Raw genomic sequence first — 22,505 nt, forward strand, 5'->3', positions numbered from 1 at the left:
ATTGTACTTAGACTAACGGGTGCTTTAGCAAAACATGGCCATCATTTCGATGGTCTAATTTTATGTCCAAAACATTAAGTTGATATCAGATATGCATTGTGAAATGTTACACTTAAACTAAAGGGGCAGGTTAGTTGAACAAGGATATGCTAAGATAACTATGGGTTTCTAATCAAACCAATAATAAATGGTTCTATTTGATGGAGGTTATTATGCTACATGAAAAATTAAGTGAACTTATAAAAGATTACCCTAAATTGAATGAAGTTTGCCAAGCCATGATTCGTGAAGAATATTTTATAACAAATATAACTACAAGTTCTATGTCTCCTGTGCAACAACTTGATTTTACAAGTATAGAGGTTGTTATGGAAAACCATGATGGGGAAAAAGCTCTACTAATTTTCACTAAAGGAATTGTGGATTCTATGACAGTTGAAAAAATTCCTTCTACAAATGAAAAAATTCATCCATATATATTATTGAATAAAGAAATTATTCACAATAAGACTTTCAAAAAAAGAGCATTTGGTGGCTATGACATTGATGAAGTAAACGGTTTTTTAGACCTAATTATTAAGGATTATAGATTTATTGAAGAGGGTTTAATAAAAGAAATTAAAATGCTCAAGGAAGACGTGAAAAAAATAAGAGGATATTAGAAAAAACACCCGTTATTCAAATGAACTGCCCCGTAAATGTTAGACACTAAACTAACATTTGCGGGGTGTTTTTTATGGCTAGATTTACAGCAGAAGAAAAAATCAATATAGTATTGCGTTATTTAGGAGGCCATGAAAGTTATCAGGAAATAGGAAGGGACTTAAAAGTCAGTAAAGTTGTGATGCGAGGATGGGTAAGACTTTATGAACATCAAGGGGCAGAGGCATTCTGTCTGCCCTATACAACTTATACGCAACAGTTTAAACTAGATGTACTGAGTTATATGAACGAAATGGGTACATCCTCTCTTGAAACGGCCGCAATTTTTAATATTTCGTCATCTGGTCTGATTAGAAATTGGCGAAGAGCGTTTGAAATTGGTGGAATCGATGCCCTACTACCAAAGAAAAAGGGGCGCCCATCCATGAAAAAGGAAACCAAATCGAATGACAAAAAAACATCTCCAGTTGATGGATCTATGGAAGCTCTACGAGCTGAAAATGAACGTTTGCGTATGGAGAATGCCTACTTAAAAAAGTTGAACGCTTTAGTTCAGGAAAAGGAAAAATTACAAACAAAATCAAAGCGCAAGTAATTTTTGAACTAAAGGCTGAATTTGATGTCGTGGAATTAGTTAAAGTCGCAGACATTCCACGTAGTACTTATTATTACTGGGAAAAACGATTACAGCGTGAAGATAAATACGCGAAGGAAAAACAAGCAATCGAAGCCATTTATCATGAACATAAAGGACGTTATGGCTATCGTCGTATCGCCAAAGAATTAAAGAAAAGAAATATTTTTCATGATCCAAAGACGATCAACCGATTAATGAACGAAATGGGTTTAAAATGCGAAGTGAGGATTAAGAAGTATCGATCTTACCGTGGAAAAGCTGGCAAAATCGCACCGAATTTACTAAACCGTGATTTCCATGCAGGAAAAATGAATCAAAAATGGGTAACGGACGTAACCGAATTCCATTTATTCGGTGAGAAACGATATCTATCCCCTATACTTGATTTATGTAACGGCGAAATCATTGCTTACAAGGTAATGAGCCGCCCAGTTTATCAACTTGTGGGTGATATGTTAGCCGAGGCAATCGGGAGTTTAAATCCAGGAAGTACAGTCATTTTACACTCTGATCAAGGGTGGCAATATCAAATGAAGAAATACCAAAAAACGCTAGTGAAACATAATATAAGACAAAGTATGTCCCGTAAGGGCAATTGTTTGGATAACGCAGTCATTGAGAACTTCTTTGGCTTATTAAAGTCGGAGCTTCTTTATCTACAAGAGTTTGAGAATATGGAACATTTTGAACGTGAACTACATGAATATATCGAGTATTACAACCATAAACGAATGAAGGCAAAATTAAAAGACCTAAGTCCAGTAGAATACCGAACTCAGGTCTTAGAAGCTGCTTAAGCTATTTGTCTAACTTTATTGGGTCAGTTCAAAATAACGGGTGCTTTAGTTAAACATGACCATTATTTCGATGGTCTATTTTTATGTACAGAACAACAATTAGACTTCGGAGACCCATTGTGAAATGTTACACTTAAACTAACGCAGCAGTTTAGTTGAATAAGAGGTATATATATATAATTTGTCGAAATAGTTATAACTTGAGGATGATTCAATCAAATTTGAAGGAGAGTTATAGACATTAATGAAGGGAGAAGCCTAGCATGATTAAGCTCAGAAAGATTACGTTGGATAACCGCCGTGCCATATTCAACCTTGAAGTTTCAGATGAACAACGGCGCTTCGTTGCGTCTAATCTGTCAAGCGTGGCTACGTGTTTTGTCCTTGCAACCAATGGGGGACATCCATTTCCGTTTGCCATTTATGCGGATGATCAACCGGTCGGTTTTGTAATGCTGACTTATGGAATCACCGGATACGAACTCCCGTCAATCGCAGATGATAGCTATTGTATCTTGCGACTGATGATTGACAAGCAATACCAGAATCTGGGCTACGGTCGGGAAGCCATGAAAAAAATCTTGGAATTTATACGTACCTTTCCTGCCGGGCCAGCACGTTACTGCTGGATCCCATATGGGACCGATAACTTCGCGACCAAAAAGCTTTATGAAAGCTTCGGCTTCCGTGACAATGGTGAAATCTGCGACAACGAGCCAATAACCGTATTGCGACTCTGATCTACTGCCACCCCATGATAAGAGGAACCGATAAATTTATCAATTTCTTTATCCTTAGTCCTTAGGATTGAACTAACGGAGACGATTCTGCAATATCTATAAAGCAAAGGTATTGGAAACCGATCTTCCATAAAAGGGCGCGATTGTTTAATAAGCGTCACTTTCCTCTTATTCAACTAACGGGTGCTTTAGTTAAATAAATTAAGTCGACTTTTAGTTGGCTTTTTTTGTTTTCTAGAACATAGCGTGTAATAGCAACACCTTATAGGTGGTGTTTTTTTATGTTGTATAGTTTAGAAAATTATGGTAATGTTGAAATCGATTTTGTAATTTAACTAACTACTCGGTAGTTGAAAAAGAAAAAATAATTGGAAGAGGGTTTACCTTGATTAAAATAATTGACATTAGTGTTAGAGATAACACTATGGATGTATTAAACATTCAAATACCATCCTATATGGTAGAGGCTGAAATAATCGGTACCAATGAAATACCGCCATTGAGAGATACCGTCGAAACATTGCAAGAATGCTAAGAAGTATTCTTTGGTTATTACGAATATGAAGACCTATGTGGAGCAATATCATTAAAAATAGAAAATGATGTTGTTGATATACACAGGTTAATTGTACATCCAACACATTTTAGAAAAAGAATTGCCCAGAAGCTTTTAAATATTGTAACAAATAATTACGAAGTTAAGAAAATAAAAGTGGCGACTGGTTCCAAAAATACTCCAGCAGTTAGTTTTTATATAAAGAATGGCTTTGAAAATATAAAAGAAGTCACTGTAAATGAAAATTTATCTCTAACCTTTTTTGAAAAGAAATTATAATTTTCTTTTTGAGGTAACGTCCGGATTATTAAAAAAAGATGTCATTTAAGTGAGCAGAGATTTGCTGGCATTTTATTTAGCAACCGAAACATAATGTCCATCTTTCTTCTTCAACTAACGCACCAGTTTAGTTCAAGAGTGCTGTTTGATTTTTGTTCAACAATTGGGCCATTTTGTTGAAGATCAGCAGAAACTTTTGAGATCTTAATCAAAATAGTAATTAATCTATCGAAGTTGTAAAATAAGGGTAAGAATAGTTCTGGGGGGATTTATATCAATTATAATGCTATTAATCTAAGCGAGAAACTGTCCAAATTCAGTGAACACTGGTCGCCCAAAGTCATTGGTGAAATGAATGATTATCAGTTTAAGTTAGTTAAGATTTTGGGGGATTTTGTATGGCACGATCATAAAGACACCGATGAGGCATTCATCGTGATAGACGGCGAGATGTCCATTGCTTTCCGCGATGGAGAGGTTAAACTTTCCAAAGGAGAAATGTATGTGATACCAAAAGGTGTGGAACATAAGCCTTATGCTGAAAAGGAATGCCATATAATGCTGGTAGAGCCTAAAGGTGTAGTCAACACTGGTGAAACTAATTTAAAACTAACTGCTGAAAATAACATATGGATTTAAACCAATAATTCAGTTACTTTCTTTGGATCAACATATAAAGGAAGTTACATATATTCCGTAATCTGGAGCGATTCTTTAATAAGAATCGCTTTTCTATGCTACAAATAAATTGCAGTACAAAACAATTATATGATTACAATTAGCGACTTACTCTTAATTGAGTAGGTAGGTTATTATAGTCTATAAAAACTTTTTGGGGTAACCTTAACTTACTTCCACTAGTCCATTCTCTTGCTCTTATTTCATAATGGAATGGAGGAATCATAGAAAGTAATCCTTCCTTTACCTCCTTTGTGAAACTCTTATGCTGCTCTAGTTCGCCAGCTATCTTCCAATAAAAGTAAAAAATTACACAAAAAACGTGAATTTCACCGAATATGGTGAATTCACTGTTTTTTTATTACTCCCTTTACTTCATTTAATCTAATTCATCCCAGTTATAGTGCACTTGAGTTTTTAGTGTCTTGTAGAAATTCCTCTTTTCGCATCTTAACTTGCCGCAACTGATATAGTCCATAAACCAATAAGCCCACAAATACAAATAAAGAAGAAGACAAAAACATACCGCTGTATCCAATATAATTTGCAATAGTACCTAAGACAAAGGCTCCACCTGCGATACCTAAATCGACTGACATTAGATAAGTAGCTATGGCGGCACCTCTACGTTCGGAAGGCACAGCGTCTATTACAAGCGCTTGTAAGCTTGGTTGTATAGAACCTAATCCAAGACTTATTAGAAATGCTGAAAGCAAAAAGATAGTAAGGGTATTCGATTGACTTAACACAAACGTTCCTACGATACACAATAACATTCCCGGATAGATGACAAAAGAAGCTCCGTATTTATCGGATATTTTTCCAGTAAGAGGCCTTATTACTAATAACACACATGAATAAACAGCAAAAAAGTATCCCGATGCTTCTACCATTTTTAATTCTTTTGCATAAAGAGAAATAAACGAAACAATACCGCCATAAACAGATACGATCATGACAGAAACAATACAGATATGTATTACTTTAGGTTCGACAAGTTTTTCCATAAGAGACCGTTTTTGGTCTCCACCGTTTTTTTGTGTATGATCATCAACCTTAATCAAATTTCCTAAGAAAGCGCTAATTCCACCTAGAACACAACAAAAAATAAATAAAACGTTAAAATTCCCACTATTCATAATCCATACCCCTAATGAAGGACCTATTACAAGTGCTAAGCTGACGAAGGCTCCGTAATACCCCATTCCTTCAGCACGACGTTCAGATGGCACGACATCAGCTGCCATTGTTCCCGATGCTGTTGTAGCAATTCCAAAGCTAAACCCATGAATTAATCTTAAAAGGAAAAATAAAAGTAGTCCCGGAATATTTAAATAGAGAAACATTAATACAAAAAAGGCGATACGTGCATACAAAAACACTTTCTTTCTCCCGATTTCATCCAACCACTTCCCAGCTAGAGGGCGAGCAAATATTTGAGCTGTTGTAAAAAATGCGATAATTAACCCCACTTGTCGTTCTGTACCATCAAGATGCTCTACTAAGAAAACAGGCAAAGTTGGTAACAACATATAAAAGCTAGTAAACATAAAAAAATTGCTAAAACATAATAGCAAAAAATTCCCATTCCATAATTTGTTATTATTCTTCATTGCATCATATCTCCTCTCTTTTCATATTCTTCAGAACTTGAATCTACTATTATATTATAAAAAGGTTATAAATGGAAACAGAGGCGGGCTGAGTGGTTAATTTACAAAAACAAGAATTTAAAAAATAAATTCTTCTTGATTTGCTAGTTAATCTATCAATCTATAACTAAGCAATTACATGAGGAATCATTAATTGTTGCCAAATACATGGTTGGCGAAATAGATAAAACTTACAAAATTTTCTCGTGCAAAATAAAACAAATGAAACAGAAGTAGGGAAGGAATGTGCGTATTATTATTCTGAAGGTACTAGAACACGGGGAAGTTGCAGAAATGATTTACATGAAAAACAATGGTGAAATCAGCAAAGGGCAAGTTATAGTAGTTATTTTGTTTATAATATAGGGAAAAACAAGGTGAATGAAAGTAACTTAATTTACTTTCATCCACCTTATCTTTAAAAAGTATTTTTTAATGGCTTGTGTTGAGGCTCTCTCCCATCATCAAGTCGTTCTTGTAGGCAGCCATCGCCAGTTCATACCTCACTTTTTTGCTCATTTCAACGAAATCCGCTTCCTTCACAAGACCTGATAATGAATACCGGTGACCCCTGAAATCCACGTTCAGTTCGGTGATTTGGTTGAATTTGAAACTCTCCACGGGAACGCCGTTCTCATCCTTCAACAGGTATTCACCGTATTTCTCGTTGCATGTTTGTGCTACTTCCTCCATCACCTTGAAAGCATCGTCCGGATTTTGCCTATAGTTGAGGATAAGGCTTTCGTTCACCCGGCGCATTCCCCGGTTCCCGTTCTGAAGTTCCGAGATGTTGCTATAGGAGACCGAATAGAGATATCCGTCATACTGGCGGATCTTTAGGTGGCGCATGCTGATTTCCTCGATTTTTCCCTGACGGTTCCCATTGATAATGACATAATCCCCGTGATGGATCTGGCGCTCAAACAAGTAGGTCAACCCCATAATGTAATCGCGGATGATATGCTGAAGTATCAATGCCAAGGCACCTGCCAACACGACCGAACCAGTGACAAGCTTTGCCAGGTCGAAGAAATGGCTAAGCACATAAATAAAGAAGAACACCAGTCCCAATACCTTTGTCACCTGGTTGACAAAATGCATCAATGTCTCTTCTCGCTTTTCATCCAAGATGCTTGTTTTTTCAAAGAAAAGCTTGATGGATTTGCGGATCAAATAAACCGTGAGTGTAATCAGCAGAGCCACCGTTAAAATTTTTACGGGCAACTGCTGGGACAGTCCCAAGAAAAACATCCTATCAACCCCCAATTTTTTACACTATACCAAAGGAATACGAATAAGGAGAAAACCTTCCTTTCCAACAAACCTTAAAGATAGCATGGTTCCATTAAAAAGAGAATCCCTCTTAGTACTTCTTGAGGAACGATAATATTGCCAATAATTTGTTTTCCGCTGATGAATGGATATTAAAAGATACAGAGATAAAGATAAATGAGAGAATTGAACCTGTGCTACCCTTTTTTCGTTCTTATTGGACTCCCTCAGTTTAGTTGAAGAAAGAACAGTGTAAGAAGTAGCATGAATTTTAGCGGTCTCTGGCTCATATTTTGCAAGGACGGGTATTAAGGTAACTATTACATAATATCAGAGGTACCGATAGTTCAACGACCTTCTTCTTCAGCCATTAAACATTATGGACTTGGAATTCCATTTTCATTCTCTGTGGTGAAGCGCTGATTTTTTCGGAGGAACTTTGGGGTACATACTTGCATGGTGGATGAAATTTGAGGCAGAAATGATAGTCAATGCATACTTTTCCTCGTCAGTAGGTGGTATTACAGTTCTAAGTCAAAATAGTTTTCAGCAAAATGTTGTAAATAAATTTAATGATACATCCCATTTTGATTTATTAAGCTAACGGGTGCTTTAGTTAAACAAGTCCATCATTTCGATGATATTACAGTTTTAAGATACATGGGCGGCATGATGTAGTAAACCTCTTCAACCATTGATATATAAGGGTTTGAATATAAGGTGAAAGTGAAATGCTAACATTTTGCTGACATAAAGGATTTTAATGAAGGCTTCTCATAAGTTAACCAAACTTATGAGAAGCCTTTTTTATTTTTTCGTACATGGGAAATATACATTATTAATAGTCATCTAAATGCCAGAGTCTGTCTAACATTCCCGCAAGCGTAATTTATATAAAGCACTTATAAGCAATAAGTCAGACGAAATATTGAGAATTAACAATGCATAAGGACGTTAGACTTGTTTTATGTTTCCGATATTTATAAATAAAAAATACTGGTATCGACAAAATATGATAAGTTCTTTATACTGTTATAGTGATATGTAATTGTGAGTATAGTACTATTAATTATCTAAAATTGAAAAAGGCAAACTTATCGAAAGGTAAGGACGCAAAGCTACGAGTCTAAAGTCCTCTTGGATAATGATAGTCGGGTTGCCTAGAGTAATAACCAACGATTCTTAGGCTATCCCTTATTAAGTGGGATAGCTTTTATTTATTAGACTCCCGAAAAAAAGACAAAAGTCAACACTGAAGTATAGCAGACTATAGGAAAAAGGAGATTAGAAATGATAGTAGTAGATAAAAGGAAATATAAAATGGCAATAAATGAGGTCGCGAAGGAAGTTCAAGTACAGGTGCATGGATTAATGAGAGCGGAAGATGCAGAAGGTTATTTGATAGATTTACAGGATACGATTAATAAAGTATCAAGACAAGAATATACGTTTGTTATCGATGGGACTCACCAAACACCCGTCCCATCAAAAGTTGTACCGCAGTTGGAGCAAACGATGCAGTTTTATTCTAGCTTAGGTTTTAAGGATATCCTTGTAGTAAAACCTTCATCTAAAATTGCTCAAGTGCAAATTAGGAATGCACTTGAAAGAATTGAGTTCACAGGTACATTTATCGATAAAGTACCTCATTCTATGTAATGTTAGGTCCAATAGAAAGGAAATTTTTATTTTATAATTTGAAAGGAAGATCAATAAGTGCAAACAACACAAGAATTGTATACATATGAAATTATAATGAAGGAACAAACAGCTTTAATTCAGAAAGCAGCTGAGTGTTTAGCTCGTTCATTTATTGGAGTGGATGTTTCAGGAAAATGGGTTCAGGAACCGATGGTAGGTCAATTAAATTTAGGTTATGAAGATTTCTATAATTTTACCAAGGATTATTTAGACTCTACAATAGAGCAGGGTTATTGCGTAGTCGCTGAGGATATTCATAATAATGTTGTTGGTGTGCTTGCTGGAGATACAAATGCACCAGAGATTATCGGGGAAGATATATTTGAAGGTTCTTTTTATGATATGAATGTAATTCTGCGTGTTCTGGAGGATGTGGATAAACGTTTCATGGAAGATTATAAAAAGCGAAACGGAAAAGAAATCAAAGATGGAGAGTTATTACACCTATTCATGTTAGGAGTGATAGCTGAACATGACCGTCATGAAATTATTCAGCAATTAGGAAATAGATTGATGACAAAGGCATCGACACAAGGGGTGAAGGCTGTTTTAGGTGAAGCGACAAACCCGAAGTCGATACGTGTTATGGAAAAATATCATAATATGAAAAAATATAAAGATTTAGAAGGAAATTATATTGTTCATAAATATCAGGATAATAGTAAGTTGAATGGTATTCCTGTAAATGTAGCGGATGGAACATATATTCTTTTAAAGGAGCTTTAAAATATTCATCATTAAGTCTAATTCAACAATAAATAGTAGTTAGGGGATTTATTTATCATGGAAGCTATTATGCTAGGTATAATTTTTATCTTAATGGGGGTCTCGGTTTATTTTGCTTACCGATATTTTTCGCTAAAACATCATCCTCATATTAATAAAGAAATAATAAATGGAATGAAAGAAATATCAGCAGGTAATATCACAAGCGAAGTTGATGAAAGAAGTTCTGATCATGCTGTTTTTAATCAACTAATTGAGTTTTTCAGCCGTGTAAGGGAAAAGTTTTTTTCATTTTCAAAAAATGTACATGAAAAAGGAGAAAATCTCGCTGAAATCGGTGAGTATGCTTCTGAGAAAGCAGATATTGTTAGAGCGGCAATTGATGAGGTAGGTAGAGGATTACAGAAACAATTAGTAGCTACAGAAGAAAGCGCCGAATCTATGGAAGAAATGGCACAGGCTATTGAAGATCTATCAGTAAGATCAAATCAAATTTCAGAACAATCGATCACTACCTTAGAATTGACGAAAGAAGGAAACGAGAAGCTAAAGGATTCCTTAGAAAAAATGGAGCGATTTAATCAAACGGTAAATACAACATTTGATGCAATAAATAAACTCGGAGAAAAATCTCACGAAATCGGCACTATTGTAAAAGTGATTACAGGGATTTCAGAACAAATTAATTTATTGGCGTTGAATGCGGCAATAGAAGCTGCCCGTGCGGGGGAACATGGTAAAGGATTTGCGGTTGTTGCTGATGAGGTTCGAAAATTGGCCGAACAATCACGCCAGTCTTCTTCTGAAGTATCAAATATTGTAAAGAATATACAAGAAGAAACTGAAATAGTTGTCAAGTCAATGCAACAGGGAACAGAAGAATTTAAAGATACAAACACGACCATTGTAGAGGTTGGAACCATGTTCGAAAATATTCTATCTACGACAAAGATCATTGCTAGAAATAATGAAAATTCCTCTGCTAGTACAGAAGAATTATCTTCTGCTTCTCACCAGATAATGACAACAATTGTTGAGATAGCTTCTATCTCTCGGGAATCTGTTGAAATGTTTGAGGAATTAATAGAAATTAGTGATGATGAAATGCAAACAATGCAAAAGCTTGTTCAGGAAGCGAAGAATCTTGTAGAGTTAAAAAATGATGTAAATAAATTACTATTTGGATGGAATGATGGTGTAGAAACTGCGGAAGCTTAATAGGGTCAAGATGCTCCAAAATAAGGCCAGTGTAGCAGTATAAAGATATTCACCATGCTAAAGCTGATAAATATAAAAGTGCTTCTTATAGGTTGATACAACTTGTGGGAAGCATCTTTTTATGCATAAAAATGCTTCTAGAAAAACATCAAGGAGGTAAAACAATGAAGAAAATACAAAAATTGTTTCCTAGTATGGACGGGAATGACTTTCAAAGAGAAGAAATATTGTCCTACTTTAGGATGATTTTAACGAAAATAGATGAATTAAAGGATCCTAACAAACTAACGTTGGGAGAAATGCCCGAGTACACAGAGGATTACTATAATCGTGTCATTCAAGAGGCTGACGTTCCAAAAACAGGTGTGTCAATTGAGGAAGTGATTCAGGAGCTTCTAAAATTGGTAGAAGGACACCGGTACGTTAATCGAAATTATGTAGCCAATGCAGCACCACTTCCGAATATTTCCAGTATTATCGGAAATTTAGTAATGGTGCTAGTCAATGGGAACAATATTTGGGATGTAGAAGGACCAGCGGCGGCTACAGCAGAAATCGAAGTAACTAGTATGCTATCCAAACTTATCGGATACGACGAAAGCATCAGTGCAGGATATACAACTTGGGGAGGGCAAGGGGCTGTCTTTAACTCTTTACGTCTTGCCATTGCCCGTTACGCGCCGTCCTCTAATCAAAATGGTGTGCCGCAAAATCTCTATTGCTTCTGTTCAGAGCTATCACACTACAGTCTATATAAATCTGTAGAAGCAACTGGGATTGGCGTTGAAAACATGATTCGCGTGAAAGCTAATGCTGATCATTCTATGAATCTAGAAGATTTAAAAGAAAAAATGGAGCATGTTATTGCAAAAGGAGGCGTTCCTCTTTATGTCCTTGCCACAATGGGAACTACTGATACATTTGGGGTTGATGACATTGAGGGAATTAAGCGGATAGCAGAAGAATTGGAACGCACATATGGCATATACCCAATCTATATTCATGCAGACTCTGCTATGGGGGGCATGTATACTTTCTTTAATGATTACGACTTTGACAGCAATCCTCTGCGATTTGAAGATAACGTTAATGAGGTATTGAATTCCTATCAACAGAAGTTTAAATATATCAAGCTTGCAGATAGTATGGTCTTTGATTTCCATAAGCTTGGACAAACGCCATACATCACGAGTTTATTTTTAATCAAAAACAGAGAGTATCTTAAGTATGTTGATTTAGATGCAGCGGAAACCCCGTATGTTGGGAATCGCGGCTATGGTAGCTATCATACAGGCTACACGCTCGAATGCTCGCGAATGGGAAGTGCTTTGACGATTTATGCGTCTTTATTATCATTTGGAATCGAAGGTTATCAAGAGCTTTTAGCCAACTATATTCGTGTCAATATTGCATTTAGGGAAACGTTAACAAAAGAAGTTTCGAATGTGGTGATCACGAATGAGGTTTCTCCGATTACAACATTCCGTTTTTATCCTGAAAAGACAAAATGGAATGATGAATTGAACGGACTTTTAACCGTAGAAGAAATGACGGAAATCAATCAATTCAATGACGAGTTTGCAGAGGTAATTGGTGCCGAACGAGATACGGTCTTCTTTGGAAATACAAAAAAGCAGCGTCTCGTAGAAGCAACAAACTCAAACAAGCGGATATCCGTATATGCGCATAAATTTTTTGCGATCTCGCCATACACAACAATAGAAGAGGTCGACCGTTATGTTGGATTTCTAAAAGAACACCTAGCATTTTTCCAGAAAACGAGAAGTAGTGAAAATATTAAAATAACAACTCGTTAAAGATACTATACACTCTCATCTTACGGGCGGCATGATGTAATTAGCCGTCTCACCCACTTGATAAATAAGGAGGAGTATGTAATGTGAAAGAGGTTAGTTCAATAAGTCACTATATAAAAGGGGGGATAGTTAGTGAAGAAGCAAGTGTGGTATTTCATATTGGGGCTAATCGTAATAATTTTAAGCACACCTTTAGGATATTCCTCAATTAATGTAGTGTATTCTAATGAAAACTTAACTGGAGAATATGTTCCTATATTAAATGGATTCATACATTCATTTATGTTAATAGGTACTTTAATATTTAGTGTTGGATTATTAAATATTTTGAGAGATAAATAATAGTTTGTCAAGAGTTGTACTTAAACTAACGCAGCAGTTTAGTAAAAGAAGGTAAACCCATAGAAATTAGAGAATACAATAATCATAGGGGTGTTTGGTTTGAATAATAGACAAGAAACTCCAAAAGAAAAAAGAGAAAGATTAAGACAACAAGAACTATTAAAAAATCCTGGCGGTGCATTAAGAGATGAATGAGTCGAGGTGAAAATGGAAATTTAACTGATTTAACAGGTGGTATGGGTTGGAAAGGGACAGTAATATTAATTGTTGTTTTAATAGTTGGATATGTTTTATATAAACTGTTTTTTTAATGATTTAACTGACGGTACTTTAGTTAAACAAGACCATCAATTAGATGGTCTATTTTTATGTTCAAACATCAGGTAAATTTCGGTGATCAAGTGTGGAATGGTTCGCTTAAACTAACGGCGCAGATTAGTTCAATAAGAGAAGTGGAGATTGAAGGTACATTTTACATTAAACTAAAAAAGACCTTTCGTATGAAGGTCTTTGAATTACAACTGGAGTGATGAAAGTTGTGGAGGTTAGATAGGTGGTGATGTCTCACAGTTGTTATAAATAGTATATTCATTTGCTTTAATAAACATGATCATTATTTCGATGTTCTATTTTTTTATCAAAACATCTAGTAGATCTCAAATATCCATTGTGAAATGTTACACTTCAACTAACGCAGCAGGTTAGTTGAAGATGAGAATGGGAGTTTTTATGTCGAATTTGACACAAAATGTGTAATAAGTAGAATAATTAAAAACCGCTCTATTCATAGCAATGAATGAGCGGGATGCTTAAAGATATACTATTTTTTTACAGCGTGGATATGATGAATCGTTTCAAATGCGGTCAAATAATCGGTTCGATTATTAAAGAAAACATCATTTATATTATCCGGAGATAAGTGTTCATAAATGAGTAATCCTAGGTCATCTAATAAGCTCTCGATCTCATAATAGGTGAAGCACGATTTCATTGGTTCTCCACTGATAGATGCCAGTTTCAACATGTTTTCCACCCTGTTGGATAAACCTTTTTCGTGAAATAACTTTTCGTCTGCGTAATCAAACACGATGGAACTACCTGATGGGACATTAGTAAAAAAATTCTTAATTAAATTTATGATCTCATCTTTAGATAAATAATATGAAACTCCTAAAAGGCTAAAAAAAGTTTTTTGGTTTTTAAATCCATTTTTAAACAATATCTCTTCAGAAAATTGTTTGGTGAAATCCATGGGGACAAAGTGAAGATTATTTGGAATTTCGAGTTGAGCATTTGCTAGCCGTTCTTTTTTAAACTCCTGCGTGGATGGATAGTCAATTTCAAATATTTCTAGGCTTTTATTAAATTGATCATGACGAAAACAAAATGTATCCATTCCAGCACCAAGAATAACTTACTGCTTTAACCCTAATTCAATTTCGTTTATTAATACTTTTTCGCAATATGCTGTACGTGCCAAGGTAATTGGAGAAAGCTGCACTTGAGTAATCCATTTTAAAATTTCATCTGGATCATCTTTAAACATTTGTGCAATATCTTTATTGAAAAACTGTATTCCTTGAATCATATTCTCACTGATGTCCGAAAACTCTTTTTGAGAAATTAGTTCTTTTGCAATAAAATCATCGAAAATTTTAGGGTTATCAAATTTACTGTGATATGCTCGACCGAAAGCTGATATCAAAGAAGTGAGACTGGATTCATTCTGTTTCATTATTTTACCTCCCGTATATAGAAAAATAAGATTCCCCCTGGCCAGGAGAATCTTATTATAAAACAGAATTATTTAATTGTAAATTATAGCATAAATAAAAAATTTTGTCAAGTAAAAATAACTTTTATTATGCTGGTTATATCGCACTAGTTGCGCATTTCGACCATAATTTGTAAATTCAACTAACGGGTGCTTTACTTCAAGAAGGAGTAAAGCATTTTTTCTTATTGAACTAACGCGGCAAATAATTGAATAAAGAAGATTGAAAGGAAAGTAATTCACAAAAAAAGGAGGTATAAAAGGTGGACTTATTACTCTGGATAACTATTGGTTTCATAATAACCGGATTTGTTGTTCTCATTTCTATGAAAAAAGGTATGGAAAGTAAGCTTGCTTTTATAACAGCAAATATGGAAGGCGAGGAAAGTTCAACAAAAGCTAAATCCATAATTTGGTGGATAGTGAGTACCACAGCTTGGGGAATAGTGAGTATGATTCTTATTGTTTGGTGTTTTCATAATTACTTTGGATAACTGTTGTTTCAAATGTACTTAAACAAACGTCGTGCGTTAGTCAAATAGAGCAACGTTTTTAAGACGTTGCTTTATTTACATTTAAAAGTACTTCTGATAATACTCTTTCCTTAGCCTCCCGCTTAATTGAGCGTATATCCTGGTGGTTTCACTTTTCTCATGCCCCATAAGACTTTGTATGACTTCAATAGGAGCTCCATTATTCAACAAATGAGTTGCGTAGCTGTGTCTAAGTTGGTGTGGATGAATCGCTTTATTGATTTCAGCCCGTTTGGAGATCCGCTTGATGATGTACCGCATTTGGGCGACACTCATTTTATGTGGCTGTCTTGCAGTTACAAAGATGGCAGGATGATGGTCATTCCGGCTTTCTAAATAGCGTTTAAGCCATATGTCGCAACGTGTATTAAAATAAACTTTCCTTTCCTTATCACCTTTTCCTCTAACGATCGCGGATTGATTGGACCAATTGATATGGTTCTTTTCTAACGCAACAATCTCTCCAATCCGACAACCGGTAGAAAACATAAATTCGAAAATCGCTTTTTCCATTGGGGAATGACAGGATTCACGAAGGTGTTCAATCTCCCGTTCGGTTAGATACTTGGGTATCTGCTTTCCCACTTTGGGTTCTTTAATTTTGGAAGTAGGATTCTTACTCAGGTATCCTTCTTCATGAGACCAACGAAAAAATGATTTCATAAAGCGGATACGATGTGCAAGACTGGCTGGTTTTAAATGCTTGCCGGATATTGCAAGATATTCCTTCAGTCGAATTGTGTCCAGCAATTCCATCGAGGAGGTGCTATTTTGAAAAGAATTCTATCAATTCAAGGTGGCATGGCTGGTGGAAAAACGACTCTAGTCAAAAGGTTAGAAGAGCATTTACTTGATGTATATTTTACATATGAAAATCCATACCCCATTGTTAGAAAAAGAGATTATTTGAATATAGATATATTTACAGAGGAAGGATTTATAGCAAATCAAAGGTTGTTTATTGAAGCTGAAATAAAACGGTATCATGAGTTGCCAAATAGTAAAATAATATTTGATAGAGGACCATAAGATATAGAATTTTATACTTTGCATTTTCCTAAAGCTAACGGATTTACATGGAATATAGAAGATCACTTCAAGAATTACGGCAATGTCGTTCTGATATGATTTTATATTTGGATGGTAACGAAGAAGCTCTTCGAATGAGAATGCAGAAGGATTTAAGTAGAAGTAGAAAATATTTTCATAACATTATAAAATTACTTCCATTTGAGAGAGACTGGTATCTTCAATTTAATACAAATATACTGGTTGTCAGCAATAGTACGCCAGAAGAAATAGAGGAATGGACAATTTGTTTTTTAAAGAGGAATAACTTTTTGTAACAATATCAATTTATTCACTCACATAATTTTATGCAAACGATTTTAAACGCTGTCCTTTTCACTTAAGATCAGCGTTTTCTTGATTCTTCTTAGGACATTGAACTGTTCCTTTCTTTTTCCTCGATTTTATTTCTACCATTCCCCCTCCACTAAACGTTGTCTCAACCACAGTCGAGAGTTCACTTTTTTTGTAATACGATAATGAAGATAAAAAAATTCTGAATTTTGTGTTGACTTATACGATTCGAACTATTAATCTAATATCATATTACTGTATATTATATCTCCGTTTTTTATTTGTTATATAAGACAGATGTTGATAACTCCATTCCATAAAGAAAGAAAACTAGGGGGAATGATGTTTGTATAATCCATTAATTGAAACGATGCAGCGTAAAGAAATGGAAAGCCTACAGCTAGATCGACTCCGTAGTACAGTTAAGAACGTTTATGAGCATGTTCCATTTTATCGAAAGAAATTTGATGAGCTTGGGATTAAGCCAGAAGATATTCAAAGTTTAGAAGATTTGACGAAGCTGCCATTTACAATAAAAAAAAATTTGCGAGATCATTATCCTTTTGGATTATTTGCAGTATCACAAGAAGAGGTTGTTCGGATTCATGGATCTTCGGGAACGAGTGGGAAACCAACAATTGTTGGATATACAGCAGAGGATATAGAAATGTGGGCTGAAGTTGTAGCGCGTTCAATTGTGGCGGCAGGTGGTAAAAAGACAGATATTTTCCATAATGCATATGGCTATGGTTTATTTACAGGGGGAATCGGGCTCCATTATGGTGCGGAAGTTCTCGGAGCAACCGTTGTGCCAATGTCAGGTGGAAACACGGAAAGACAGATTACATTAATAGAAGATTTTAAACCTAGAGGCATTTGCGGGACGCCTTCATACATGTTGAACATAGCGGAGAAAATGAAAGAGAAGGGTATAGATCCGAGGCAATCATCGATGGAATATGGAATTTTCGGAGCGGAGCCATGGTCGGAAGAAATGAGAAAAATGCTAGAGCAAACTTTCCATTTGAAAGCAGTTGATATTTACGGATTGAGCGAGATTATTGGACCAGGTGTCTCTGTTGAATGTCATGAAGCTCAAAATGGTCTACATGTGCAAGAAGATCATTTTTACATCGAGGTAATTAATCCTAAAACACTTGAACCGGTTGCTGAAGGGGAAGAAGGAGAGTTAGTTTTTACAAGTTTAACGAAGAAAGCGCTTCCAATCATTCGATATCGCACAGGTGACATTTCATCCATAACACGCGAGAAGTGTAAATGCGGCAGGACTTTGACGAGAATGTCGAGGGTGAAAGGTCGTACAGATGATATGTTAATTATACGTGGAGTGAATGTCTTTCCAACGGAAGTAGAACGGGTTCTTTTACAGGTGGAAAATCTTGTACCTCATTATCAAATTCATTTAATTAGAAAAGATGCGATAGACATCGCCGAACTACATGTAGAAATAGATAATAATCTCTATGAAAAAATCAATGGTGATTTAAGAGATTCACAAGTAACTCAACTGAAACTAGAAATTCAAAGTTCATTGAAATCGACCTGTTTAGTGTCTATGGATATTGTTTTCAATAGTCCTAAAACGATACCAAGATCTGAAGGAAAAGCGATTCGAGTTATAGATTATCGAGATAAAAATGTAATAGGCGTGAAAGTTCATAGTTAGAAGGAGGAAGTCTGCTTGTATCAAAACGAGGAAATTTTTGATGTAACCGTAATTGGGGGAGGACCAGTTGGCTTATTCACTGCGTTTTATGCTGGCCTTCGAAATATGTCTTGTAAAATAATTGAAAGTCTTCCGCAGCTAGGTGGACAATTATCCGCTTTATATCCTGAAAAGTATATTTACGATGTTGCAGGTTTCCCTAAAATAACAGCGCAAGATCTCATCGATAGATTAAAGAAGCAAATGGAGCAATTTGAACAAACAGTTTGTTTGAATGAAGCAGTGGAAGAGATAGAAAGACAATCTGACAATTCTTTTAAACTATTGACGAACAAAGGGAACCATTTTTCTAAGACAATCATTATTACTGCAGGAAACGGGGCATTCCATCCGAAAAAACTGGATCTTGTAAATTCTTCAAAATTTGAAGAAACTAATCTTCATTATTTTATTAATGATTTACAAAAATTTGAGGGAAAAAAAGTTCAGTTGTTCGGCGGTGGTGATTCTGCTGTAGACTGGGCTCTTATGCTAGAACCAATCGCAGAAAAAGTAACATTGGCTCATCGCCGTGATAAGTTCCGAGCACATGAACATACTGTGGAAATGTTGAAGAATTCATCTGTAGATGTATTAACTCCATTTATTCCTTCTGCATTTATAGGAGAAAAACGAATTAAACAAGTCGAGTTAATAGATGTGAAAGGCAATGAAACAATGATTATCGATGTTGATGATGTCATTGTCAATTATGGTTTCGTGTCCTCTCTTGGTCCAATCAAAAATTGGGGATTTAATTTGGATAAAAACAGCATTGTCGTAAATTCAAAAATGGAAACAAATATTGCAGGAATTTACGCTGCCGGTGATATTTGCACATATGAAGGAAAAGTGAAGTTAATCGCAAGTGGATTTGGTGAAGCGCCGACTGCTGTTAGCAACGCAAAAGTGTTTATCGATCCAACGTCTAAAGTTCAGCCTCTTCACAGCACTAGTGTTATGGATAAACCGAAGAGACAGGCTGAAAAAGTCTGATAAACATAGGAAGGAAGACATTATGCCATACAATTGTTGATCAAGAAACATGTATTGCATGTGGATCTTGTGGAGCCAGTGCACCAGACATCTTCGATTATGATGAGGAAGGACTTGCGTATGTAATTCTTGATGAAAATAAAGGGACAGCTGAAGTACCTCTAGAGTTGCAAGAAGATTTAGAAGATGCGTTTGATGGATGCCCTACAGATTCTATAAAAATAGCTACCAGTCCAATAGTAATAGAAATGGTTTAAAGTGGGCTAAATTTTATAGACTAGCATAATTTTAAAATAATATAACGTTATATAGTTATAACGTCATTAAATTGTTATATACAATCATATAAAGGCATAACTTTATTAAGGGGGGGTTAGATATGACCAATTTGCAGAATGCGGCAGAAGAAGAACAATTGGCTCATTTCATGCAGCGAATTGAACGTGGCGACAAGATTGAAGCAGATGATTGGATGCCAGAAGAATACAGACTGACATTAATTAGATTGATTTCAATGCATGGCATTAGTGAAATAATGGGGGCACTTCCTGAGAAAGAATGGGTACCTAAAGCTCCTTCGTTAAATAGAAAGCTAAGCATTATGGCAAAAGTGCAAGATGAAATGGGTCACGGCCAGTTGCTTTTGCGGGTAACGGAAGACTTACTAGTTCCTTATGGAAAAAACCGTGGAGATATAATGCAAGACTTATTTAATGGAGATTTGAAATTCCATAACGTTTTCCATATGGAAACGAAAACTTGGGCGGACGCTGGAATTATAGGTTGGCTCGTTGATGGAGCTGCTATTATTACACAAACAAATATGCTTGGGGCTTCTTACGGACCGTATGCAAGAGCACTACAGCGAATTTGTGCAGAAGAGGTGTTCCATGCTCAACATGGTGAATCGATTATCATGGCTCTCGCTGAAGGTACAGATGAACAAAAGGCGATGATTCAGGAATCTCTCAATCGCTGGTGGGAAGCTTTGCTTATGTTCTTTGGACCGGCAAGCAAAGAGACGACAGGATCTTCGAAACAAGACTTGACGATAAAATATAAAATTCGGACTAAGACAAACGAAGAATTTAGACAACTTTTTTTTGATAAATACATTCCGCGTATTTTATCACTTGGTTTGACCATTCCGGATCCGACACTCCGTTTCGATGAAGTGAGTAAGCTTTGGTCTTATAAACAGCCAGATTGGAATGAATTTAAGAAAATCATAAAAAACGGGGGACCACGTTCACATGCACGTCTGAATTTACGAAGGTCATCTTACGAAAATAATGCATGGGTGCGTGAAGCGCTGAGCGTGAAAGTCACCTAGCGAAAGGAGGCAGAATAAATGACCGAAGAGAAAACATTTTATCAAGAATATGAAGTCTTTAGCAAGCGAACGCCAAGTTCTGCTTTCCAACACCAATTTAGCTTATTAGCACCAAATGAAGATATGGCATTTATTTTGGCACAGGAAAACTTCATGAGACGTGAACCGGTTGCTGACATTTGGATTGTGAATCGAAAGAATATTCGAAAGATGGATGTAGAAGAGAAGATGACGCTTGGCAGACTTGACAATAAAGATTATCGGACAACAAAAGGTTATGGTTACTTAAAGAAAAAGTGGCGCCAGTACGAGCAGCAAATATTGGATGAAAAAGAGATTCTATCATGGGGAGGAGAGCGTAAATGAATGAAAATGAAACAGTCATGAGCCAGGAGTATAAAGAAGCATTAACAAGCTTATTATTCCAGCTTGCCGATGATGATTTCTTGTACGCCTATCGTGGATCTGAATGGCTCGGACTCGCTCCCCATATTGAAGAAGACGTCGCTTCTTCTTCCATTAGCCAAGACAGCATGGGGCATGCAGCGATGTTCTATAAACTACTCGAAGATTTAGGAGTAGGAAATGCGGATGATCTTGCCCATTCACGTCCTGCACTGGAAAGAAAAAACAGCGTTTTGATGGAGCGAGTGAATGGTGAAGGCTATTATATGGAAACCCCCTCATATGATTGGGCTTATCAAGTTGTCAGAAGTTATTTTTACACACAAGCGAAAAAGATAAAAATCGATTCTTTATGTGAAAGCTCGTACAGTCCACTTGCAGATACTGCAGTAAAAGTGAGAATGGAGCTTTATTATCACAGGCTACACTGGGAAACGTGGTTTAAGCAATTACTTAGCTCTACAGATGTAGCGAAAAAGAAAATGGAAGAAGCTATCAAAAAAGTAATGGATGATTTTGGTGATGTATTCTCTTATGGAAACGAAAAAATACTAATTGAAAAAAGTAGATTAATAAGTAGTGAAGAGAGTTTGAGAGATAAATGGAAAGCAAGTATCGAATCGGTATTTGCAGCGCTTCAAATGGAAGTAACAAAGATATCGGATAAACCTACAAAAAACGGACGAAACGGTGATCATACGCAAGACTTGGTAGAAGCACTACACACACTTTCGGAAGTTTACAAGTTCGATCCAATAGCAACTTGGTAATTCGAAAATGGAAAGAGGTGACTTGCATGGAAGAATCCTTAGAAATTTCTCCTCAGCGCGTATATGAAGTACTTGAAGGAGTAAAAGACCCGGAAATGGATTCCATTAGCATTATGGACCTAGGTATGGTGGGGGAAGTCACTATTGAAGAAAATAACGTAAAGGTAGTTTTGCTCCCTACTTTTTTAGGATGTCCAGCACTCGAAATTATTAAAAAGAATACGATCAATGCTGTAAAAGAATTACCGGAAGTGAAAGATGTCCAAGTGGAATTGGCCTTACACCCACCATGGACATCAGATCGAATAACGGAACGAGGACATGTGAATCTTAGGAAATACGGAATTGCACCACCACCAAGACAGATGGATGCAGACGGCTCATGGCATATAGATTGCGCTTACTGCGGATCTACCTATGTCACGATGGAAAATGTTTTCGGTCCGACTGCATGCAGAAGCATTTTGTACTGTAAGAGCTGTAAAAACGTATTTGAAGCTATGAAACCTATTTCTACATTAATGTAAA

The 22,505-nt window shown here is 36.0% G+C and carries 21 protein-coding genes, 4 pseudogenes and 1 riboswitch; of the genes and pseudogenes, 21 read left to right on the forward strand and 4 right to left on the reverse strand.

The features are described 5' to 3' along the window. Positions 1 to 212: 212 nt before the first annotated feature. The 5 genes and pseudogenes from AM499_RS22340 (at position 213) to AM499_RS05210 (ending at position 4,311) form a co-directional block, all read left to right on the forward strand. Positions 213 to 662, forward strand: a complete 450-nt coding sequence (locus tag AM499_RS22340; protein ID WP_053589205.1) for a DivIVA domain-containing protein — start codon at positions 213 to 215, stop codon at positions 660 to 662. Positions 663 to 736: 74 nt separating this feature from the next. Further along, positions 737 to 2,097, forward strand: a protein-coding gene (locus AM499_RS21215; RefSeq protein ID WP_156316755.1) for an IS3 family transposase whose coding sequence is annotated in 2 segments (ribosomal slippage) — positions 737 to 1,193 and positions 1,193 to 2,097 — 1,362 coding nt in all. Because the reading frame shifts where the segments join, the coding sequence is not laid out codon by codon here. Positions 2,098 to 2,360: 263 nt separating this feature from the next. Beyond that, the gene (locus AM499_RS05200; protein ID WP_053589208.1) at positions 2,361 to 2,837 is read left to right on the forward strand and encodes a GNAT family N-acetyltransferase; all 477 of its coding nucleotides are present in this window, start codon (positions 2,361 to 2,363) and stop codon (positions 2,835 to 2,837) included. A 553-nt stretch (positions 2,838 to 3,390) separates the two neighbouring features. Then, positions 3,391 to 3,672, forward strand: a pseudogene (locus AM499_RS05205) (GNAT family N-acetyltransferase); the annotation flags it as partial. Between the two features lie 273 nt (positions 3,673 to 3,945). Beyond that, entirely contained in the window at positions 3,946 to 4,311 is a 366-nt protein-coding gene (locus AM499_RS05210; RefSeq protein WP_053589209.1) for a cupin domain-containing protein, read from the forward strand. Between the two features lie 437 nt (positions 4,312 to 4,748). On the opposite strand, the gene AM499_RS05215 is transcribed toward AM499_RS05210, so the two are convergent. Both AM499_RS05215 and AM499_RS05220 read right to left on the reverse strand, forming a co-directional pair. Beyond that, positions 4,749 to 5,963: an MFS transporter gene (locus tag AM499_RS05215; protein ID WP_053589210.1), complete on the reverse strand. Its 1,215-nt coding sequence runs from the start codon at positions 5,961 to 5,963 to the stop codon at positions 4,749 to 4,751. Positions 5,964 to 6,434: 471 nt separating this feature from the next. Beyond that, the gene (locus AM499_RS05220; protein ID WP_053589211.1) at positions 6,435 to 7,253 is read right to left on the reverse strand and encodes a mechanosensitive ion channel family protein; all 819 of its coding nucleotides are present in this window, start codon (positions 7,251 to 7,253) and stop codon (positions 6,435 to 6,437) included. 460 nt (positions 7,254 to 7,713) lie between these two features. Between AM499_RS05220 and AM499_RS21600 the strand changes: the two genes are divergently transcribed. From AM499_RS21600 to AM499_RS05250, 7 genes and pseudogenes are all read left to right on the forward strand, one after another. Further along, positions 7,714 to 7,878 carry a hypothetical protein gene (locus tag AM499_RS21600; RefSeq protein WP_156316756.1) on the forward strand — a complete coding sequence of 55 codons (165 nt, stop codon included), beginning with the start codon at positions 7,714 to 7,716 and terminating at the stop codon, positions 7,876 to 7,878. Between the two features lie 473 nt (positions 7,879 to 8,351). Continuing rightward, positions 8,352 to 8,438, forward strand: a riboswitch (cyclic di-GMP riboswitch). A gap of 126 nt (positions 8,439 to 8,564) precedes the next feature. After that, a complete protein-coding gene (locus AM499_RS05225; RefSeq protein WP_053589212.1) occupies positions 8,565 to 8,933 on the forward strand; it encodes a hypothetical protein in 369 nt (122 codons plus the stop codon). A 57-nt stretch (positions 8,934 to 8,990) separates the two neighbouring features. Further along, on the forward strand, positions 8,991 to 9,701 hold the full coding sequence (locus AM499_RS05230) for a hypothetical protein (RefSeq protein WP_053589213.1): 711 nt from the start codon (positions 8,991 to 8,993) through the stop codon (positions 9,699 to 9,701). Between the two features lie 567 nt (positions 9,702 to 10,268). Further along, entirely contained in the window at positions 10,269 to 10,919 is a 651-nt protein-coding gene (locus AM499_RS22345) for a methyl-accepting chemotaxis protein (protein ID WP_442853787.1), read from the forward strand. Positions 10,920 to 11,083: 164 nt separating this feature from the next. Beyond that, on the forward strand, positions 11,084 to 12,736 hold the full coding sequence (locus tag AM499_RS05240) for a pyridoxal phosphate-dependent decarboxylase family protein (RefSeq protein WP_053589215.1): 1,653 nt from the start codon (positions 11,084 to 11,086) through the stop codon (positions 12,734 to 12,736). Between the two features lie 132 nt (positions 12,737 to 12,868). Further along, positions 12,869 to 13,078, forward strand: coding sequence for a hypothetical protein (locus AM499_RS05245; protein WP_053589216.1), 210 nt, complete (start codon positions 12,869 to 12,871; stop codon positions 13,076 to 13,078). 99 nt (positions 13,079 to 13,177) lie between these two features. Further along, positions 13,178 to 13,389, forward strand: a pseudogene (locus AM499_RS05250) (DUF6366 family protein). Between the two features lie 509 nt (positions 13,390 to 13,898). Here AM499_RS05250 and AM499_RS05255 read toward each other — a convergent pair. Then, positions 13,899 to 14,813, reverse strand: a pseudogene (locus tag AM499_RS05255) (class I SAM-dependent methyltransferase). A 302-nt stretch (positions 14,814 to 15,115) separates the two neighbouring features. Between AM499_RS05255 and AM499_RS05260 the strand changes: the two are divergent. Beyond that, entirely contained in the window at positions 15,116 to 15,346 is a 231-nt protein-coding gene (locus AM499_RS05260) for a hypothetical protein (RefSeq protein ID WP_053589217.1), read from the forward strand. Positions 15,347 to 15,427: 81 nt separating this feature from the next. Here the strand turns inward: AM499_RS05260 and AM499_RS05265 are convergent, their stop codons facing one another. Then, positions 15,428 to 16,141 carry a tyrosine-type recombinase/integrase gene (locus AM499_RS05265; protein WP_053589218.1) on the reverse strand — a complete coding sequence of 238 codons (714 nt, stop codon included), beginning with the start codon at positions 16,139 to 16,141 and terminating at the stop codon, positions 15,428 to 15,430. 45 nt (positions 16,142 to 16,186) lie between these two features. On the opposite strand from AM499_RS05265, the pseudogene AM499_RS22350 reads away from it, so the two are divergent. The 8 genes and pseudogenes from AM499_RS22350 (at position 16,187) to paaD (ending at position 22,504) form a co-directional block, all read left to right on the forward strand. After that, positions 16,187 to 16,731 (forward strand): annotated as a pseudogene (locus AM499_RS22350) (AAA family ATPase). A 386-nt stretch (positions 16,732 to 17,117) separates the two neighbouring features. Beyond that, entirely contained in the window at positions 17,118 to 18,434 is a 1,317-nt protein-coding gene (locus AM499_RS05275; RefSeq protein ID WP_053592099.1) for a phenylacetate--CoA ligase family protein, read from the forward strand. A gap of 15 nt (positions 18,435 to 18,449) precedes the next feature. Next, positions 18,450 to 19,469 (forward strand): NAD(P)/FAD-dependent oxidoreductase, encoded by a 1,020-nt coding sequence (locus AM499_RS05280; RefSeq protein ID WP_053589219.1) that lies wholly within the window; start codon positions 18,450 to 18,452, stop codon positions 19,467 to 19,469. A gap of 5 nt (positions 19,470 to 19,474) precedes the next feature. Then, positions 19,475 to 19,726, forward strand: a complete 252-nt coding sequence (locus AM499_RS21220; RefSeq protein WP_082355174.1) for a ferredoxin — start codon at positions 19,475 to 19,477, stop codon at positions 19,724 to 19,726. 122 nt (positions 19,727 to 19,848) lie between these two features. Continuing rightward, positions 19,849 to 20,802: a 1,2-phenylacetyl-CoA epoxidase subunit PaaA gene (paaA, locus tag AM499_RS05285; RefSeq protein ID WP_053589220.1), complete on the forward strand. Its 954-nt coding sequence runs from the start codon at positions 19,849 to 19,851 to the stop codon at positions 20,800 to 20,802. A gap of 18 nt (positions 20,803 to 20,820) precedes the next feature. Then, on the forward strand, positions 20,821 to 21,168 hold the full coding sequence (paaB, locus tag AM499_RS05290) for a 1,2-phenylacetyl-CoA epoxidase subunit PaaB (RefSeq protein ID WP_053589221.1): 348 nt from the start codon (positions 20,821 to 20,823) through the stop codon (positions 21,166 to 21,168). Then, positions 21,165 to 21,977 (forward strand): 1,2-phenylacetyl-CoA epoxidase subunit PaaC, encoded by an 813-nt coding sequence (paaC, locus tag AM499_RS05295; RefSeq protein ID WP_082355175.1) that lies wholly within the window; start codon positions 21,165 to 21,167, stop codon positions 21,975 to 21,977. Before paaB ends, paaC begins: the two co-directional genes overlap by 4 nt. Positions 21,978 to 22,003: 26 nt before the next feature. Next, a complete protein-coding gene (gene paaD / locus AM499_RS05300; RefSeq protein ID WP_053589222.1) occupies positions 22,004 to 22,504 on the forward strand; it encodes a 1,2-phenylacetyl-CoA epoxidase subunit PaaD in 501 nt (166 codons plus the stop codon). The last annotated feature ends 1 nt before the right edge of the window (position 22,505 follow it).

The organism is Bacillus sp. FJAT-22090 (assembly GCF_001278755.1).
In the GTDB taxonomy this organism is placed as follows: Bacteria; Bacillota; Bacilli; order Bacillales_A; family Planococcaceae; genus Psychrobacillus.